General features: G+C 67.4%; 18 protein-coding genes. 8 read left to right on the top strand and 10 right to left on the bottom strand.

The genetic code is table 11. From position 1 onward, the window contains the following. Positions 1-44: 44 nt before the first annotated feature. Entirely contained in the window at positions 45-743 is a 699-nt protein-coding gene (locus AC3WLC_RS10380; RefSeq protein ID WP_493683855.1) for an alpha/beta hydrolase, read from the bottom strand. Positions 744-856: 113 nt separating this feature from the next. After that, the gene (gene mepA / locus AC3WLC_RS10375; RefSeq protein WP_493683854.1) at positions 857-1,798 is read right to left on the bottom strand and encodes a penicillin-insensitive murein endopeptidase; all 942 of its coding nucleotides are present in this window, start codon (positions 1,796-1,798) and stop codon (positions 857-859) included. A 148-nt stretch (positions 1,799-1,946) separates the two neighbouring features. Here mepA and AC3WLC_RS10370 point away from each other — a divergent pair, with 148 nt between their 5' ends. Together AC3WLC_RS10370 and AC3WLC_RS10365 are read left to right on the top strand one after the other, a co-directional pair. Beyond that, positions 1,947-2,930, top strand: a complete 984-nt coding sequence (locus AC3WLC_RS10370; protein ID WP_493683853.1) for a Bug family tripartite tricarboxylate transporter substrate binding protein — start codon at positions 1,947-1,949, stop codon at positions 2,928-2,930. A gap of 92 nt (positions 2,931-3,022) precedes the next feature. Beyond that, positions 3,023-3,196, top strand: a complete 174-nt coding sequence (locus tag AC3WLC_RS10365; protein ID WP_100963299.1) for a DUF3309 family protein — start codon at positions 3,023-3,025, stop codon at positions 3,194-3,196. 115 nt (positions 3,197-3,311) lie between these two features. On the opposite strand, the gene lhpI is transcribed toward AC3WLC_RS10365, so the two are convergent. The 6 genes from lhpI to rpsA form a co-directional block, all read right to left on the bottom strand. Next, positions 3,312-4,256 (bottom strand): bifunctional Delta(1)-pyrroline-2-carboxylate/Delta(1)-piperideine-2-carboxylate reductase, encoded by a 945-nt coding sequence (lhpI, locus tag AC3WLC_RS10360; RefSeq protein ID WP_493683852.1) that lies wholly within the window; start codon positions 4,254-4,256, stop codon positions 3,312-3,314. Positions 4,257-4,266: 10 nt separating this feature from the next. Next, positions 4,267-4,602, bottom strand: coding sequence for a lipopolysaccharide assembly protein LapA domain-containing protein (locus AC3WLC_RS10355; protein WP_493683851.1), 336 nt, complete (start codon positions 4,600-4,602; stop codon positions 4,267-4,269). A 130-nt stretch (positions 4,603-4,732) separates the two neighbouring features. Continuing rightward, positions 4,733-5,017 (bottom strand): integration host factor subunit beta, encoded by a 285-nt coding sequence (ihfB, locus tag AC3WLC_RS10350; RefSeq protein ID WP_091833512.1) that lies wholly within the window; start codon positions 5,015-5,017, stop codon positions 4,733-4,735. A 28-nt stretch (positions 5,018-5,045) separates the two neighbouring features. Further along, the gene (sppA, locus tag AC3WLC_RS10345) at positions 5,046-6,014 is read right to left on the bottom strand and encodes a signal peptide peptidase SppA (protein WP_493683850.1); all 969 of its coding nucleotides are present in this window, start codon (positions 6,012-6,014) and stop codon (positions 5,046-5,048) included. Between the two features lie 149 nt (positions 6,015-6,163). Then, a complete protein-coding gene (locus AC3WLC_RS10340) occupies positions 6,164-7,453 on the bottom strand; it encodes an Hsp70 family protein (protein WP_493683849.1) in 1,290 nt (429 codons plus the stop codon). 89 nt (positions 7,454-7,542) lie between these two features. After that, on the bottom strand, positions 7,543-9,249 hold the full coding sequence (rpsA, locus tag AC3WLC_RS10335; RefSeq protein WP_493683848.1) for a 30S ribosomal protein S1: 1,707 nt from the start codon (positions 9,247-9,249) through the stop codon (positions 7,543-7,545). A gap of 395 nt (positions 9,250-9,644) precedes the next feature. Between rpsA and AC3WLC_RS10330 the strand changes: the two genes are divergently transcribed. Next, positions 9,645-10,652, top strand: coding sequence for an LLM class flavin-dependent oxidoreductase (locus AC3WLC_RS10330; protein ID WP_493683847.1), 1,008 nt, complete (start codon positions 9,645-9,647; stop codon positions 10,650-10,652). 12 nt (positions 10,653-10,664) lie between these two features. Here AC3WLC_RS10330 and AC3WLC_RS10325 read toward each other — a convergent pair whose 3' ends face one another. Then, positions 10,665-11,153 (bottom strand): MarR family winged helix-turn-helix transcriptional regulator, encoded by a 489-nt coding sequence (locus AC3WLC_RS10325; RefSeq protein ID WP_493683846.1) that lies wholly within the window; start codon positions 11,151-11,153, stop codon positions 10,665-10,667. A 133-nt stretch (positions 11,154-11,286) separates the two neighbouring features. On the opposite strand from AC3WLC_RS10325, the gene AC3WLC_RS10320 reads away from it, so the two are divergent. Both AC3WLC_RS10320 and AC3WLC_RS10315 read left to right on the top strand, forming a co-directional pair. Beyond that, positions 11,287-11,499: a hypothetical protein gene (locus AC3WLC_RS10320; RefSeq protein WP_493683845.1), complete on the top strand. Its 213-nt coding sequence runs from the start codon at positions 11,287-11,289 to the stop codon at positions 11,497-11,499. 25 nt (positions 11,500-11,524) lie between these two features. Further along, complete coding sequence (locus AC3WLC_RS10315) at positions 11,525-13,237, top strand: cytochrome c biogenesis protein DipZ (protein WP_493683844.1); 1,713 nt, start codon at positions 11,525-11,527, stop codon at positions 13,235-13,237. Positions 13,238-13,246: 9 nt separating this feature from the next. Here AC3WLC_RS10315 and AC3WLC_RS10310 read toward each other — a convergent pair whose 3' ends face one another. Next, complete coding sequence (locus AC3WLC_RS10310) at positions 13,247-14,257, bottom strand: helix-turn-helix transcriptional regulator (protein WP_493683843.1); 1,011 nt, start codon at positions 14,255-14,257, stop codon at positions 13,247-13,249. Between the two features lie 243 nt (positions 14,258-14,500). On the opposite strand from AC3WLC_RS10310, the gene AC3WLC_RS10305 reads away from it, so the two are divergent. Genes AC3WLC_RS10305 through AC3WLC_RS10295 form a run of 3 tightly spaced genes read left to right on the top strand, consistent with a single transcriptional unit; the run spans position 14,501 to position 18,341 of the window. Beyond that, the gene (locus AC3WLC_RS10305; protein WP_493683842.1) at positions 14,501-16,729 is read left to right on the top strand and encodes a TonB-dependent receptor; all 2,229 of its coding nucleotides are present in this window, start codon (positions 14,501-14,503) and stop codon (positions 16,727-16,729) included. A 2-nt stretch (positions 16,730-16,731) separates the two neighbouring features. After that, positions 16,732-17,103: a hypothetical protein gene (locus AC3WLC_RS10300; RefSeq protein WP_291673731.1), complete on the top strand. Its 372-nt coding sequence runs from the start codon at positions 16,732-16,734 to the stop codon at positions 17,101-17,103. After that, positions 17,100-18,341 (top strand): MFS transporter, encoded by a 1,242-nt coding sequence (locus tag AC3WLC_RS10295; RefSeq protein WP_493683841.1) that lies wholly within the window; start codon positions 17,100-17,102, stop codon positions 18,339-18,341. The genes AC3WLC_RS10300 and AC3WLC_RS10295 overlap by 4 nt, the downstream gene beginning before the upstream one ends. The last annotated feature ends 35 nt before the right edge of the window (positions 18,342-18,376 follow it).

Raw genomic sequence — 18,376 nt, 5'->3', positions numbered from 1 at the left:
ACCGCGGCGACCTGCCATGCGGGTCGCCGCAACCGCTCAGGCTCTCAGGCCTTGGCGAGCTCCCGGGCGGCTTCATCGATGAATTCGGCCACCTCTCCCGCCCGCGAGGCCAGGGAAGCGTGGCTGGCATCGAGCGTCAGGACGCGGCGCGGCTTCATCCGCTCGGCCATGCGGTACTGGTTGTCCGGATGGATCATCCGGTCATCGGTGGAGAGCTGATACCAGCTCGGCTTCACCTTCCAGGCCGGCGCCGTGATGGTATCGCCGAAGGTCGATGCCAGCGGCGCCTTCTGCGCGACGGCCATGGCGAGGGCTTCGTCGGCGGTCAGGTCCTGGCAGAAGCTCTCGTGGAACTTGTCGTAGTTGATCCAGAGATAGCCGTCGCTGTCGGGAGAAAGATTGGCGATCGCCGCCGGCGGGGTCGCCTGACTGATGCCGCCGGGGCTTTCGCCGGCATCGGGCGCGAAGGCGGCGATGTAGACGAGGCCGACGACGTTCGGCAGGTGGCCCGCCTGGGTGATGACGGCGCCGCCATAGGAATGGCCGACCAGCAGCACCGGCCCGGCCAGCTGCCTGACCATCTTGCGGGTGCGCTCGGCATCGTCGGCGAGCGAGGTCAGCGGCATCTCGACCGCGCGAAGCTCGGAATGGCCCTTGCGAGAGAGCTCGACGATGACCTTGCTCCAATGGGCAGCCCCGCCCCAGAAGCCATGAACGAGAACGATGGTCGGCCTGGCACTCATCACGTCCTCCTCTATCGGCAGCGAAGCCGTACGCGAAGCGGAATGCATCCCGCTCGGCCAAGCTGAGGCGCCACTATGACAGAGGAATTGTGCGGCGGGCTATCGGGCTCGCCCTAGCGCGCCACCAGCACCTGCCGGCACTCGGCCGGAAGTGCGTCGAGCGACATGGGCGGCTTGGGCTTCGGCTTCGGGCCCGGCTTCGGCTTGGGCGGGTTGAAGATCGCCTGATATTGCTTCTCGACCCAGCCATCGAGCTCCGCGCCGCAGCCATCGCCGAAATTGGGCGGCTCCTGGCCCTGGCAGCCCTCCATGCCGGGCGGGCAGCTCAACCTGATATGGAAATGGTAGTTGTGGCCCCAGATCGGCCGGACCTTGTTGAGCCAGGTCTTGTCCGAGCCGGCCTCGCGGCAGAGCGCGACTTTCAGCGCCGGATTGACGAAGATGCGCTCGACCTTGGGCTCGCTCGCCGCCGCCTTGATCAGGCGGGTATGGGCTGGCGTCCAGTTCTTCGGGTTGACGTCGCGCCAGTCGGAGCGGGCCATGTTGATCGCCGACATGTTCTCGCGGTCGTCGCTGTCGAGCCGCTTCCTCGGCATCGGCGTCAGCCAGATGTCGGCATCGAGCCCGATCTGGTGCGAGGCGTGGCCGGTCAGCATCGGCCCGCCGCGCGGCTGCGAGATGTCGCCGACCAGGAGGCCGGACCAGCCGGTGATCTTCGGCACCTCGCGGGCGAAATGCTCGAGGAAGGAGATCAGCTCGGGGTGGCCCCAGTTGCGGTTGCGGGCGAGGCGCATGACTTGCCAGTTCTCGCCATCGACGGGCAGCGCAGTGGCGCCCGCCAGGCAGCCGCGGGCATAGGAGCCGATCGCGCGCGCCTTCAATGAGGCCGGCGTGGTCTTCTGGCCGAAGAGCGCACGCGCCGCATCCGGGTAGGCTGCGATATTGGCGGCGCGGGTCTTGGCCTCGGCGTCGGCGGTGGACTGCGCGTGGGCAGCCCCGCCTGTGACGAGCATCGGCAAGAGAATCAGGCGGGCGAAACGGCGAAGCGGCTGCATCGCCGCAGAATCGCAGGCGGTTCACCGGCAGGTCAAGCTCGCAGCGGCCCGTGGGCTGGACAAGCGCAGCACGAGCCGGCAGCGTCAGGGCCGGCCGAGCGAGCGGGCGCGACGTTCCGCAGGCGGCGCGACCGGAGGAGACGCCATCATGACCAGCCCCCTGCTCGACCGCCGCACGCTGCTCGGCGGCCTCGGCGCCTCGCTCGCCCTGCCGACCGCCAGCCGCGCGCAAAGCGCCTGGCCGCAAGGGCGCACACCGAAGCTGGTCGTGCCGTTCACGCCCGGCGGCGCCACCGACATCCTGGGACGGCTGGTCGCCGACAAGGTCGGCCAGGCGCTCGGAGCGACCTTCGTGGTCGAGAACCGGGCCGGCGCCGGTGGCAATATCGGGGTCGAGGCGGTGGCGCGGGCCGAGCCGAACGGCGACACGCTGCTGATCGTCTCTGTCGGCCTCGTCGCCAATCCGGCGCTCTACGCCAAGGTCAATTACGACCCGCTGACCGATTTCGCCCCGATCACCATGGTGGCGCTGGTGCCGAACCTGCTCGTCGTCAGCCCGACGCTGAAGGTCAAGGACACCGCCGAGCTGATCGCCTATGGCAAGGCCAATCCCGGCAAGCTGACCTATGCCTCCTCCGGCGTCGGCACCTCGATCCACCTCGCCGGCGAGCTCTTCCAGAAGCTGACCGGCATCAAGATGGTGCATGTGCCCTATCGTGGCTCGGCCCAGGCGATGCAGGACCTGATCGGCGGGCGTGTCGACCTGATGTTCGACAACATCACCGCGGCGCTCCCCCAGGTCCGCGCCGGCACTGTCCGCGGCTTCGGCGTCACCACGGCGCAGCGTTCCCCGACCGCCTCCGAATTTCCGCCGATCAACGATCTCGTGCCGGGCTTCGACGTCTCATCCTGGTTCGCGCTGTTCGCGCCGGCGAAGACGCCGCAGGCGATAATCGACCGGATGCAGGCCGAGACCAAGGCCGCGATCGCCGACCCCGTGGTGCGCGGCAAGATGGACCAGCTTGCCGCCCAGCCGGTCGGCAACACGCCGGCCGAACTTGCCGCCTTCGTCCGTGCCGAGCAGACCAAATGGGTCAGCCTGATCCGCGAGGTCGGCATCAAGGCGGAGTGACGCACGGAACCTAGCGTTCGCGCCCGACGTTCTTCGAACGCCCGCCCGCCGATCGGCGAGGACGCGGGCGGACGAAAGAAGGGGCGCGAACCATGTCCACTCTCCTCATCATCATCCTGCTCATCATCCTGCTCGGCGGCGGCGGATATTACGGCCATCGAAGCTATGGCGGCGCCGGGCTCGGCGGAGTCGTCGGCCTGGTCCTGACGATCGTGATCGTGCTCTGGCTACTCGGGGCCCTGGGCGGCCCGGCGGTCAGGGTCTGAGACCTTACCGTCATTGCGAGGAGCGATAGCGACGAAGCAATCCAGAGCCGTCGAGCGAAACCTTCTGGATTGCGTCGCTACGCTCGCAATGACGGGGAAGAGGTTCGCGCCAGCTTCAGTTCGCCAGCTTCCAGACCAGCATGGCGGCAGCGAGGTCCTCGAGCGCGGTGCCGACCGACTTGAACAGGGTCACGTCATCGCGTTCGGCGGCGGCGTCGTATTCGCCACGGCAGAGACCGGCCAGCGTTCCCGAAACCTGTTCAGCCGTATAGGTACCCGCCTTGATCGCCACGGCGACGTCGCCACCCTCATGCAGCGCGGCTTGCGTATCGACGAAGACATGGGCGCGCTGCAGCGCCTCGTCATCGGCCTCGCGCATCGACAGGTTGAAGGCGCCGACCAGATCGAGATGGGCGGTGCGTTTCAGCCAGCGGCCCTGGATCAGCGGCTCGCGCGACAGCGTCGCGCAGGAGATGAGGTCGGCCTGGCGTGCCTCGGCTTCCAGGTTCTCGGCGACACGTGCTTCGATGCCGTCGCGCGCGAGTTCGGCCACCACCTCGGCAGCCGCTTCCGGCCGCCGCGCCCAGATCGCGATGTCCTCGAAATGGCGGACGCTGCGATGCGCCTTGACCAGGAAGGTCGAGAGCGCGCCGGCCCCGACCATCAGCATCCGCTTGGTATCCGGGCGCTCCAGCATGCGCGAGGCGAGCGCGGAGGCCGCAGCAGTGCGCCACAATGTCAGCCGGGCTCCGTCGAGCGCCGCCAGCGGCGCACCGGTCGCGCCATCCATCAGGAGATAGCTGCCCATCACGCTCGGCAGGCTCACCGCGGCGTTGCCGGGGAATACGGTGACGACCTTGGTGCCGAGGAAGGCAGGGCTCGCCTCCGGCGCCGTCCAGGACGGCATCAGCAGGAGGGTCGCGGCCGCATCCGGCCGCTCGATCTCGTGGTGATGGCGTACCGGCGTAACGATATCGCCGCGGAAGGCCTCGGCGAGCGCATCGACCAGGGCGGGGAAGTTCAGCAGGCCGTCAATCTCGGCGGCGGAGAAGAAACGCATGATGGCTGCTTCAGACGCGGCTGGTCAGCGCCGGCAGCGCCGAATCCGGCACGGCAGCGCGCAGCGACTGGGCCTCGTTGCGCAGCTTGTCGGCCTCGCGGCGATTGACCCGCGCCGCCTTGCGATGCTTGCCCTGCGCCAGCCAGGAGGCGAAGCCGCCGATCAGGATGCCGACGGCGATGGCGGCGAGGATCACGGCAAAGAGCGGCAGGTCGAGCGCGAAGGCCGGCGCATCGCGGCTGATCGGATCGAACGAGACCCGGACCGGAGCCCGGTTCGCCACCGAGAACAGCACGACGATCAGTGCGACGGGAACGAGCACCAGCGCCTTGAAGAAAGCCTTCATCCCGCTCTCCTAAATCACATTGATCCTGGATCGCATCGATCCAGGATCAATGTGACCGATTCCAAGAGTTTGGGGCGGGTTTCGGGCGAAAAACCGGTTCCCGCTTTTTCGCCCCGCTCCTCCAGCCCGTTCAGGCCTTGCCGTTCAGCCGCATGCGCAGCTCCTTGCCGGTCTTGAAGACCGGCACGAATTTCTGATCGACCTTGACGGAATCGCCGGTGCGCGGATTGCGGCCGACGCGGGCGGCGCGCTCCTTCGTCGAGAAGGCGCCGAAGCCGCGCAGCTCGACGCGGTCGCCGCGCGCGAGCGCCTTGACGACCTCGTCGAGAATCGAGCCGACGATATTCTCGATATCCCGCTGATAGAGATGGGTGTTGCGCTCGGCGATGCGCTGGACGAGCTCTGATTTTATCATGGGTGCAATATAACCGCTTGTAACATCGTCACTTTTCGACGGCAGGCTGCCAGAGCGCCAAGGGCGCGTCAAGCCGCAGTCCAACCGGAGTATCGGCGGCGCGCGCGAGCAGTGCCGCGAGCGTCTCCAGCCCGGCGGCGCGGGCCATCGCCTCGCTCGCACTCCACAGTCCCAGAGAGGAAGATTCGCTCCGGCGGCGCCAGTCGCGCACCGGTAGATCCTTGCCGACGCCCTTCTCGCGCTCCAGCCAGGCGACCGCCTCCCGCTCGCTGCCGACCTCGTCGATCAGCTTGAGTTTGACCGCCTGGCGGCCGGAATGGACGCGGCCATCGGACACGGCGGCGATCTCGGGATCGGCGAGCTTGCGGCGCTCGCCGACCAGCCGCTTGAACCAGTCGTAATTGTCGGCAATCACGCGCGCCGTCTCGGCGGCCGCTTCCGGGGAGGTCGGCTCCAGCCCGCTCGGCGCCGCCTTCAACGGGCTCGACCGGGTGATCTCGAACTTGACACCGATCGTGTCGAGCAGCCTCGCGACATTGGGAATCTGGGCGATCACGCCGATCGAGCCGACCATCGAGGTCTGGCGCGCGACGATGCGCTCGGTGCCGAGCGCGACGATATAGCCGCCGGAGGCGGCCATGCCGTCGACGACCGCGACGACGGGCTTCTTGGCGGCGAGGCGGCGGACCGCATCGTAGACCGCTTCCGAGCCGGTCACGGTGCCGCCGGGGCTGTCGATGCTGAGCAGAACGGCGCTGGCGCGGCTCTCCTCCAGCGACTTGATCAGGTCGAGTGTGCGGCGATCGCCGGAGATGAAGCCGGAAATGGTGACGCGGGCGATATGCGCCTGCGCAGTGCTGCCCGGCAGGCGCCCGCTCCAGGCCAGGGCCCCGGCGACGACCATGACGACGACACCGGCGAGCGCGAGCAGCCGCCAGAGCGAGAGCTTGCGCCGCAGGCTGCGGCGATCGGCGAGCAGATCGGCATCGGACGACATGTCGGCGGCTCCGGCTCTCACTTTGCGACAGAGGCCACGCTCCGATCGCTTGCAGGGCAAGCAGGTCGGCGCAGGCTCAAGGGGCCCTGTGATGTAGCCCCCCGGTGCAGGAGGGGCAAGGCAACAATCGACGCGGCAGGATCCCCGGCTCAGGCCGCGGCGAGCGCCCGCTGGCGATCGAGCGCGAGCAGGGCAAGGCCGCTCGCAACCGAGCGGAAGGCGTCGCCGATATGGATGCGCTGCGGGCTGAAGCGGCGGTCGAACAGGGCGCGAACCGCCGGCACATAGGAGGTGCCGCCGGTCATGAACACCGCCTCGATCTTGTCGCCGGCGACACCGGCAGCTGCCAGCGCCTCGTCGAGCGCGCCCTCGATCGCCGCGACATCCTCGGCGATCCAGCGATCGAACAGGGCCCGCGTCACGGTGCGGTCGATGCGCACGCCCATCTGGTCGAAGGCGAGTTGTGCCTCGGCTTGCGAAGAGAGCGCGATCTTCGTGGCGGAGACGGCGCGGTAGAGCTCGTAGCCGAGATCGTATTCGATCACCGTCATCAGGTCCTCGAGCCGGCCAGGCTCGACCGCGTCGCGGATCAGCGCCTTGAGCTCGGTCATCGTCTCCCGGCTCTTCATCAGCGAGAGCCGGTGCCATTGCGCGAAAGCGGCGTGGTAATGCGCGGGGATCGGCAGGCGCTTGCCGAAGGAGAGATAGTCCGAGCCCTTGCCGAGCAGCGGCGAGACCGCATGCTCGATGATGCGGTAGTCGAAGGTGTCGCCGGCGACGCCGACGCCGGCATGGGAGAGCGGAACGGCCTGCAAGGTCCCGTTCGCGCCGGGCTCGAAGCGCATCACCGAGAAGTCGCTGGTGCCGCCGCCGAAATCGGCGACCAGCATGGTCTGCGGCGTCTTCAGCTCGCGGGCGTACCAGTAGGCGGCGCCGAGCGGCTCATAGGCGAAGTCAACCTTGGCCATGCCGGCCTTGCCATAGGCGGCCGAGAGGCGCGTCAGAGCGAGTTCTTCGTCCGGCCGGTCGCCGGCGAAGACGACGGGGCGGCCGGAGAGGACGCTGCGATCGGCGAGATCGTCGAGCCCGGCGGACAGGTCGCTCAGGAAGACAGCGATCAGGTCTTCCAGGCGGAAGAGCTTGCCGAACAGGCGCGTCTCCTGAAAGGCGCGGCTCGACAGATGCGTCTTCAGCGATTGCAGGAAACGGTGCTCGGTGGTCATGCCGAGCGCCATGTCGAGCGCGTCGGGGCCGCTGACATGGGTTACATGGGCGTGGGGCGGGCGGCCCTCGCGCCAGAACATCAGCGCAGAGCGATAGGCGTCGACGGCACCCTGCCTGGTGGCGAAGCTGCGGGTCGTCACCGACCCGTCAGGACGTGCGAGCGCGACCACGCTGTTGGTGGTGCCGAAATCGATCCCGATCGCTGCGTCGTCCATGCTCGCCTCCTTTAGCCGAAACAAAAGCCCGCGCGGATTTCTCCGCGCGGGCCGATGGATTGGTCAGGCCGCATAACGCGGCCTGATTATCACTTCTTGTCGGTCGTCGCCTTCTTGAGGGCGGCGCCCAGGATGTCGCCGAGCGAAGCACCCGAGTCGGCCGAGCCGTACTGGGCCATCGCCTCGCGCTCCTCGGCCACTTCCAGGGCCTTGATCGAGACCTGGATCTTGCGGGCCTTCTTGTCGAAGAGGATGACGCGAGCGTCGACCTTCTCGCCGGCCGCGAAGCGCTCGGGGCGCTGCTCGGCACGGTCACGCGCGATCTCGGCGCGCTTGATGAAGGTCGTCATGTCGGTGCCGACGATCTTGACGTCGAGACCACCGTCCTTGACGTCGACGATCTCGCAGGTCACGACCTGGCCCTTCTTGAACTCGCCGGCATCGACGAAGGGATCGCCGCCCAGCTGCTTCAGGCCGAGCGAGATGCGCTCCTTCTCGACGTCGACGTCGAGAACGACCGCCTGCAGGATGTCGCCCTTCTTGTACTCCTCGATCACCTGCTCGCCCGGACGGTTCCAGTCCAGGTCCGACAGATGGATCATGCCGTCGATGTCGCCCTCGAGGCCGAGGAACAGACCGAACTCGGTCTTGTTCTTGACCTCGCCCTCGACGACCGAACCAGCCGGATGCTGCTCGGCGAAGACTTCCCACGGGTTGCGCAGGGTCTGCTTGAGGCCGAGCGAGATGCGGCGCTTGACCTGGTCGACCTCGAGGATCGCAACGTCGACTTCCTGCGAGGTCGAGACGATCTTGCCGGGGTGGACGTTCTTCTTGGTCCAGGACATCTCGGAGACGTGGATGAGGCCTTCGATGCCCGGCTCCACTTCGACGAACGCGCCGTAGTCCGTGATGTTGGTGACGCGGCCCTTCAAGCGGGTACCGACCGGGTAGCGGGCGGCGATGCCATCCCACGGATCGGCCAGCAGCTGCTTGATGCCGAGCGAGATGCGGTGCGTCTCCTGGTTGATCTTGATGATCTTGACCTTGACCGTCTGGCCGATGGTCACGACCTCGGACGGATGGTTGACGCGGCGCCAGGCCATGTCGGTCACGTGCAGCAAGCCGTCAATGCCGCCGAGGTCGACGAACGCGCCGTACTCGGTGATGTTCTTGACGACGCCGTCGATGACCTGGCCCTCTTCGAGCGAGGCGACGAGCTCGGAGCGAGCCTCGGCGCGGGTCTCTTCGAGCACGGTGCGGCGCGAGACGACGATGTTGCCGCGCCGACGATCCATCTTGAGGATCTCGAAGGGCTGCGGCTGGCCCATCAGCGGGCCGACGTCGCGGATCGGGCGGATGTCCACCTGCGAACGCGGCAGGAAGGCGACGGCGCCGTCGAGATCGACGGTGTAGCCACCCTTGACCGTGTTGAAGATGTTGCCCATGACCTTCTCGCGGGCCTCGAACGCCTTCTCGAGCTTGACCCAGCTCTCTTCACGGCGGGCCTTGTCGCGCGAGATGACGGCTTCGCCGAGCGCGTTCTCGATCCGGTCGAGATAGACCTCGACCTCGTCGCCGACCTTGAGCTCCTCGTCCCGGCCCGGGCCGGTGAATTCCTTGAGGGCGACGCGACCTTCGGTCTTCAGACCGACGTCGATGATCGCCATGTCCTTCTCAATGGCAACGACCTTGCCCTTGATGACGGTCCCTTCGAGGGCCTCGTTCCGGGTGAACGATTCCTCGAGCAGGGCGGCGAAATCCTCGCGACCCGCGCTATAGCTTTCGACAGCTGACATATGTGCTCCTGAACGCCGGCCGCGTATCCCGCGGATGTCCGGCATGGCGCCGATTGGGTTGGTGCTGCACACCGGATCGATCCGCGCGGTGCTCCACTCGTGGAGCGAGCCATCCCTCGGGATGGCGGCGCCTGGCCGCAGGGGCCGATCCGCATCCGAGCGGCCGTTTTCCAAACACGAAACGGGAGCCGGCCATTTCGGCCGCCCCCGGCTGTGATCGATCACGGCCCTTCGGACGAGGCTGACCTAGCGATTATCGCGGCATTCTGCAAGCGGATTGCGGCGCGAAATGCCGGTCGCGCATGCGCGTAGCGGCCTTGCGAGCTGCCGGAAGGCTGCCGATCTTTCGCGGCGAAGCCCGGCGCCAAGCCGGAGCGATGCAAGGGAAAAGCCCAATGTTCCCGCTTTCCATCCTCGACCTCGCCTTCATTGCCGAGGGTTCGACCGCAGCAGACGCCCTCCACAACAGCCGCGACCTCGCCCGCCATGCCGAAAGGCTCGGCTACACCCGCTTCTGGCTGGCCGAGCACCACAACATGACCGGCATCGCCAGCGCCGCGACCTCGGTCGCGATCGGCTATGTCGCCGAAGGCACCAAGACGATCCGCGTCGGCGCCGGCGGCATCATGCTGCCGAACCATTCGCCGATCGTGATCGCCGAGCAGTTCGGCACGCTGGAGACGCTCTATCCCGGCCGGATCGACCTCGGGCTCGGGCGCGCGCCCGGCACCGACCAGCGCACCTGGCGGGCGCTGCGACGCGAAGCTGACGCATCAGAGCGCTTCCCGCAGGACGTGCTCGAATTGCAGGCGCTGCTCGGACCGTTGCAGCCGGACCAAGTCATTCAGGCCGTGCCGGGCACCAACACCAATGTGCCGCTCTGGATCCTCGGCTCCAGCCTGTTCGGCTCGCAGCTCGCCGCCGTGCTCGGCCTGCCCTACGCCTTCGCCTCGCATTTCTCGCCGGATGCGCTGATGGACGCGCTTACCGTCTATCGCGAGCGCTTCCAGCCCTCGGCGCAGCTCGACAAGCCCTATGCGATGGTCGGCTGCAATGTCGTCGTCGCTGAGACCGACGCCGAGGCGCAGCGCCTCTTCACCTCGGTGCAGCAGCGCTTCACCGATATGCTGCGCAACCGACGCGGCCTTCTGCCGAGGCCGATCGACGACATCGAGACCTATTGGTCAGGCCCAGAGAAGGCGCAGGCGCAGCGCATGCTGGCCTGCTCCTTCGTCGGCTCGCGCGAGAGCGTGCGGGCGCAATTGCAGGCCTTCATCGAGAAGACCAGGGCGGACGAATTGATCGTCGCCTCGGCGATCTTCGATCACGCCGCGCGCAAGCGCTCCTACGAGCTGCTGGCCGAGATCCAGCCTGCGCTGGGCTTGGCGGCGGTCGCCGCCTGACCGCGCCGCCGCTCAGGAGCGGCGTTCATGTTCGGCTGCGGTGAGGTTTCCCCGCAGCCGAACCATCTCCTCGCGCAGATGACGCTGCTCTTCTGGAGCCAGACCCGTCGCGCGCTGCATGCTGACGCGAACCACCCTGCCCCGCTCACGGAGCGCGCGGCCCTGCGGCGTCAGGTTGATGCGGACCTGGCGCTCGTCCTGCAGGTCGCGCTGGCGCGTCACCGCGCCCATCGCCTCCAGGCGTTTCAACAGCGGCGTCAGCGTGCTCGAATCGAGGAAGAGTTTTTCGCCGAGCCGGCCGACCGTCTGGTCCGCCTCCTCATAGAGGGCGACCAGTGCGATATATTGCGGGTAGGTCAGCCCGAGCTCGTCGAGCAGCGGCTTGTAGACGCGGTTGAAGGCGAGATTGGTCGAATAGACCGCAAAGCAGAGGAATTCGTCGAGCCCTGGCAGCCTGTCGGCACCGGCCTGCTGATCCGCCTGTCCCGTCTCGTCAGCCACTGCGCGCCTCCGGCAAAGGATCGCTCACAGATATTTGATGCGCGATTTGTTTTCAAGCGATTGAGCGCGATGGCCCGATGATTTACTTGTCTAGCGATTAAATCGCTCGATAAGTAACTCATCGGAGCATGGCATGACCCGCATCGTTCCCTTGACCGTCTCGGCAACTGCAAAGGCCCCGGCAGAACCCGTTCCAGCGCTACGCCGCCTGTTGGCAGCCTTGATGCTGGCGGCGGTCGGCAGCTTCGCGATGACCTGCAGCGCCTTTACCGGTCAACGCAGCTACGGCCCCAGCCCGATCACGACGTCGAATCCCCCGCCACGCCGCGGCGCAGCCCGGCCCTGACGTTCGCAGTCGAGGAGACGCTTCCGTGAACTTCGTCCTGGCCTATCTCGCCGGCGTGCTGACGATCGCCAGCCCCTGCATCCTGCCGGTCCTGCCCTTCGTGCTGACGCGGACCGGCCAGCCCTTCCGGACCAGCACTTTGCCGATGCTGCTCGGCATGGCGCTGGCTTTCGTGGGGGTCGCAAGCCTTGCCGCCGTCGCCGGTAGCTGGGCAATCGCACTCAACAGCCATGGCCGCAGCATCGCGCTCGGCTTCGTCGCCCTGTTCGGGTTGGCCCTGCTGTTCCCGGCATTGGCCGAGCGCCTTGCCGCTCCACTGACCGCGCTCGGCGAAAGGCTGGCGCGCGTCGCGGGCGCGGCTGGCCGCACTGACCTGCGACCCGCATCCTCCGCTCTGCTCGGCGTCGCTACCGGCCTGTTGTGGACGCCCTGTGCCGGGCCGGTGCTGGGACTGATCCTGGCCGGCGCCGCCCTCGGCGGGCCGAGCCTCAACACCGCGCTCCTGCTCTTCGCCTATGCCGCCGGCGCAGCCACCGCGCTCGCAGCCGTGCTGCTGCTCGGCAACCGGCTGCTGGCCTGGGCACGGCGGCCTGCCGTCTCGATCGAACCGTTGCGCCGCGGCCTCGGCGTTGCGGTGGTCGCGAGCACGATCGCGATCGCCTTCGGCTTCGACAACACAGTCCTCACCCGCCTGTCGGCGCCGACCACCGCCGCGATCGAGCAGCGATTGATCGACCTGACATCGCCGGGCATGCCCGAGTTGGTCAGCAGCGCGCAGGCCCAGCCCGTGTCCAAGCCCGTGTTCGGCGCCAAGCAATGGCTCGACCGCGAGCCGATCGCGGCCGAGAGCGTGCGCGGCAAGGTCGTGCTGGTGAACTTCTGGACCTACTCCTGCATCAACTGCCTGCGCACGCTGCCTTACGTCCGAGCCTGGGCCGAGAAGTACCATGACCAGGGCCTCGTCGTGATCGGCGTGCACACGCCGGAATTCGCCTTCGAGAAGGATCCGAACAATGTCCGCAAGGCCGTCGCCGCGCTCGGCGTCACCTATCCGGTCGCGATCGACAACGACTATGCGGTCTGGCGTGCCTTCGGAAACCAGGCCTGGCCGGCGCGCTATTTCATCGACGCGCAGGGCCGCACTCGTCATCACGAGTTCGGCGAGGGCGACTATGCCGCCTCCGAAAAGGTGATCCAGTCGCTGCTCGCCGAGGCCGGCAGCAAGGTCGAGCCCGGTATCGCCAAGGTTTCCGGCGAAGGCGCGCAAGGAGCGCCCGACTTCGCCAATCTGCGCTCGCCCGAGACCTATCTCGGCCACGCCCGCACCAACGGCTTCGCCTCGCCGGGCGGCCTCAGGGCCGACGCGCCGGCCACCTACGAAGCCGCCACCGCTCCACGTCTCAACCAGTGGAGCCTCACCGGTACGTGGACCGTCGCAGGCGAGTTCGCGGTGTCGCAGCAGGCAGGCGGGCGGATCAATCATCGCTTCCATGCCCGCGACCTGCATCTGGTGATGGGCCGCTTGCCCGGCAGCCCGCCCGTCCGCTTCCGCGTCACCATCGACGGTGCCGCACCCGGCAACGCCCATGGCGCCGATATCGACGCCGATGGCTACGGCACGATCGCTGACGAGCGGCTCTACCAGCTGGTGCGCCAGGACGGGCAGGTGAAGCCCCGCGACTTCAGCATCGAGTTCCTCGATCCCGGCGCCCGTGCCTACGCCTTCACCTTCGGCTGACGGGACGCCTCAGCCCGCCCGAACCTGCGAGGGCGAGCGGCCGAAGCGCTTGCGGAAGCTGCGGTTGAAATAGGAGAGGTCGCCGAAGCCGACCTCGAAGGCGACGCCGCTGATCGTGATGGCGGCGTCTTCGGCCGACATCAGCTTGAGCCAGGCGCGTTCGAGCCGGCGCTCCAGCACATAGTCGGAGAAGGTGCGTCCCTCCGCGCCGAAGGCCTTCTGGATGGCGCGAGGCGTCACGCCATAGAGCCCGGCGATCATGTCGATCGAGAGCTCGCGCCGCTCGAGCCTGGTCTCGATATCGGCCTTGATCGCTGCGAGCCGGCCGCCGCGCCGCGGCGTCGCGGTCACGGGCGGCGCGCTGCGATCGGCCAGCATCACGCCGATCAGGTCGTGGACATGGCCGATGGCGAGGTCGCGCAGCGGCGCCGAATTGAGCGGGAACAGGCCGCGCAGCAGCAGCGCACCATAATGGGCCAAGACCTGCAGCCCGCGATTGCCACGCGGGATCGCCTGCATCAGCTCATCCGAAGCAAGCTGCGTCAGCGCCGGCAGTCGCGCCGGATCGAGTGCGATCAGGTCGATGCGGCCGAGCTCGACCAGGGTGAAGCGTGTCTCCTTTGCGAGGTCGACGACGGCAGCATCGCGGGCCCGTAGCGAGATGCGACGCCCCACCTGCTCGATCACGCAGCGGCCATCGGAGGGCCGCACGAGGATGTAGCGCGGCTCCTGCCCGCGCTGGCGCGCCGGCCAGATCCAGGGCGTCGCCGGGGAAAAGCAGGACATCAGCCCGATATCGGGCCGCGTCGTCAGCATGCTGCGCGCAGCAAAAGGCAAGGCGGCCTCGGCGCGGATGTCATCGCCATCGGGCACATGTCCGAAGACCCTGTGCGCCATCGCCTCGACTTCCTCGGGCGCGGCCTCGCCGGAGACCAGCCAGAACGGTGCGAAGCTCTCGTCCCCGGCGGCCTTCGCGCCGGCAGACCGTTGCAGCGCGGCCACAGCCACCTCGTCGCGCATCGGAGTTCGCTTTTGTCCCATGGCGCGTTCGCGCAAGTCCAAGATGATGCTTTCGATATAACTTTAGAGATCGCAAGAACACAACGCATCGAGAGCTTTTCGCCGCAGAGATCAATGAATAAAGCTAGTTTATTCTAGTTCTAAACTAAGATCGAAACGGCACCACAACTTCAGATCGAAAGACCCCGGGCGATACGCTCTCGCTCGGGAGACCGATCCGGACCGACGACGACAGGTGTCTTCATGAGCAAGCGCGCTTCCCTCGCCATCAGCCTGCCGGCTCTGCTTTGCGCTTCGGCGGCGGTGGCGCAATCGACGCCCTCGCCCGTGATCGATCTCGACACAATCACCGTCACGGCGGCGCGCACCGAGCGCAGCACGGCCGAGACGCCGCAATCGATCCAGGTGCTCGACCGGGCGCAGATCGAGGAGCAGCTGAAGTTCAGCCCGAACGCCGCGGCCGCGCTTGGCAAGCTGGTGCCGGGCTATTCGATGTCGACGCAGACGGTGTCGAGCGCTTCGGAGAATTATCGCGGCCGCGACCTCCTGGTGCTGATCGACGGCGTGCCGATGAACACGCCGCTGCGCGACGTCTCGCGCATCCTCTCGCTGATCGACCTCAACACGGTCGAGCGCATCGAGGTCGTCGCCGGCGCCTCCAGCTTGTATGGCGCCGGCGCGACCGGCGGCACGGTCAATTTCATCACCAAGAAGGCGGCCGACGGCAGCAAACCGCGGGTGACAGTCAATACCGCCGTGCGCGGCTTCACCCAGGCGCTCGGCCGCTCGCTGGCGCCGGAAGCGTCAGTCACCGTCTCCGGCAAGATCCCGAACGGTTTCGACTACCTGATCTCCGGCAGCGCCCGCGGCGCCGGCCGCACCTATGACGGCAAGGGGCGCGAACTGCCCTCTGACGGCCTGCTCGGCCAGGGCGGCGGCGACCGCTACAAGGCCGGCAACCTGCTCGCCAAGCTCGGCTATGATTTCGACGCCAGCAAGCGCATCGAACTACAGGGCTCGCTGATCGCCTTCGACCAGGACCCGAAATACCTGACCAACTACGCCGCGCCCTTCGCCCGACCGGACCGGACGCAGCTCTATACCGGCCAGAACATCATCGAGGACACCAAGTCGGTCTCGCTACGCTACAGCGACAGCGACTTCGCTCTCGGCAAGCTCAGCGTGCTCGGCTACTACAACGACATCAAGAAGCGCTTCAATTACTCGACCTTCTCCTACCCCTACAACAGCCAGGTCTACTACTCCTTCAACCCGGCTTCGCCGACGAGCCCGGACAACCAGACCACGCTCTATTCGCAGCGCGGCGGCGTGAACCTGACGATCGACACCCCGCTCGATCGCATCCTGCCGGGCGCCAAGTTCACCTGGGGCGGCGACCTCATCCACGAAAAGACCTGGCAGACCCTGACCAATGGCCAGGACGTGTTCACGCCGCTGAAGCAGACGACGAGCGCCGCCTTCGGCCAATTGCAGATCCCGATCGGCGACCGCATCACCCTGCGCGGCGGACTGCGCTACGAGTATTTTTCGCTGGGGGTCAGCGACTATGTCCGCCCGGCCGCCTATGCGGCGGTCGCTGCCAACAATGCGCTGGGTTATCAGAGCTTCGTGCTACCGGCGCTCAACGTCACCGGCGGCAATTTCGACTACAAGGCCTGGACCGGCAATCTCGGCGCGACGGTCAAGCTCTCCGAGAGCAGCGAGATCTTCGGCGGCTTCTCGCAAGGCTTCGCGCTGCCGGATGTCGGCGCCTTCACGCGCCGGGCCGGCATCGCGCTCGAATACGCCTGCCCGGTGGCGAATCCGAACTGCCTGCCGGCCAACCGGCGCAGCGTCAGCTATGCGTCGATCGCGCCCGAGGCGCAGATCGTCAACAATTACGAGCTCGGCATCCGCGGCAGCCATGGCATCTTCAAGGGCTCGCTGACCGGCTTCATCAGCACCTCCAGCAAGGGCGTGACCTTCGACCAGGCGAGCAATACGATCTCGCAGCAGCGGGAGCGGATCTGGGGCGTCGAGGCGACCGGCGACGTCGCCGTCACCGAGCAGTTCACCCTCGGCACCGTCCTCTCCTATCGCGAGGGCCGCTACGACACCAATGGCGACCGCAAGCTCGACAGCGCCCTGCCGAACAACCGCATCGGCTCGCCCTATCGCGGCATGCTCTATGGCAGCTACCGCTTCACCAACGGCATGCAGCTTCGCCTCGAGGGCGAGGCCTTCTCCGATCGCGACGTCGCGACGGATCTGCGCGGCACCCGCAACAGGTTGAAGGGCGCCGCCACCATGAACGTCGCCTTCACCGCGCCGGTGCTCGAGGGCGAGGCCTATGTCGCGGTCAATAACCTGTTCGACCGCAACTACCAGAACCCGACCGCGACCTCGGTGCGCAACCTCGCCAACTATGCCTGGGGCCGCACCGTGACGCTCGGCTTCCGCAAGACCTTCTGATCATGGTCAGCCTCGACAGCGACGCCGACGGCATCGTCACCCTGCGCTTTGCGCCGCCCTATGCCGACAATGACGAGCGCGCCTATCTCGACGCGCTCGCCGAGCTCGGCCGGCGCGAGGAACCTTTCCTGCTGCTCACCGTCTTCGGCGGCGGCCGCAAGCTGTCGCAGGCCGGCGAGCGCGAGCAGGCGATCTGGTTCAAGCGGACGCGGGCGCAGTTCGGCGCGCTCTGCGGCGCCTGCGCCATCGTGCGGCCAGGCGCGACCGAGGCGATGGCCGACGTCTTCCGCCGGCTCTGGCCCTTCCCGATCAGCCTGGAGACCGACGAGGCGGCGGCCCGCGCCTTCCTGCTGAAGCACCGGAGAGCGGCATGAGCGCGAGCGAAGCGGCCGTCGGCGCGGCACCGGCCAGCAACGCGGCCCGCTACCGGCTTTTTTCCGTGCTCGGCGGGCTTTATCTCGCGCAGGCGATCCCGTCCTATCTCTTCGTCGCGGCGCTGCCGCCGATCATGCGCGAGGCCGGCGTCTCGCGCACTGCCATCGGTTACATGAGCATTCTGCTGCTGCCGCTGGTGATCAAATTCGTCTGGGCGCCCTGGATCGACCGGATCAGGCCGTTCGCACGGGCGCACCGGGCCGGCTGGGTCTTCATAACCCAGGCCGGCACGATCCTGTGCATCCTGGCCCTGATCGCCGTTGGGCCACTCGACGTGAACAAGATCATTGCGATCGGCCTCATCGCCTCGCTACTGATCTCGACGCAGGACATCGCCACCGACGGCTATGCGGCGAAATATCTGCCGGAGGCCGACCGCGCGATCGGCAATGCCATCCAGGGCGGCTCGATCGCCTTTGGCGTCGTCATCGGCGGCACGCTCGGCCTCGTCCTGCACCATCATATCGGCTGGACCGGCATGCTGGTCTCCATCGCCGCGATCTCGCTTTTGCCGCTCGTCGCGGCGGCGATGATGCGCGAAGGCGATCCGACGCCGGCTGAAACCGCGAAACGCCCGTCGATCCGCGCCTTCCTGCGCCGGCCGGAAGCGCGACAGATCCTCTGGATCGCACTGATCTACCGGGCGAGCGAGGGGCTGGTGAAGGCGATGGAGGGCTCCTACCTCGTCGATGCCGGCGTGCCCTTGAACCAGATCGGCTATCTCTCCGGGATCTCGGCGACGACGGCGGGCCTCGCCGGCTCGGTGATTGCCGCCTGGCTGGTCAAGCGCCGGGGCATCGCCTTCGTGCTTGCTCTGCTCGGCGGCCTGCGCACCCTCTGCTTCCTGCTCTTCGCCTGCCATGCGCTTGGGGCCGTGGTCGGCGCCTGGCCGCTCTTCGGCGCCGCCGGCTTCCAGACGCTGATCCGCTATATGGAGATCGTCGCGCTCTATTCGCTGTTCATGGCGGTGACGACCTCGGACCAGCCTGGCACCGACTTCACCATCCTCGCCTGCGCGCAATTGCTGGTCTACCTCGCCGGCTCGATGCTGGCCGGCAAGCTTGCCGATACGCTGGGCTATGGCGCGCTGTTCTCTCTGGCGACGGCGATCTCCGCGGTCGCGGTGATCGCGACTGTCAGGATGATCGCGCGCAGCAGCGTCGGAAAGCCGGCCTGACCGGCGCAAAGCGCTCGCTGCGAGCGGCGGCGCCT

It is taken from the genome of Allobosea sp. GW821-FHT03A12 (assembly GCF_058986765.1).
This window is presented reverse-complemented; position numbering and strand designations above follow the sequence as displayed.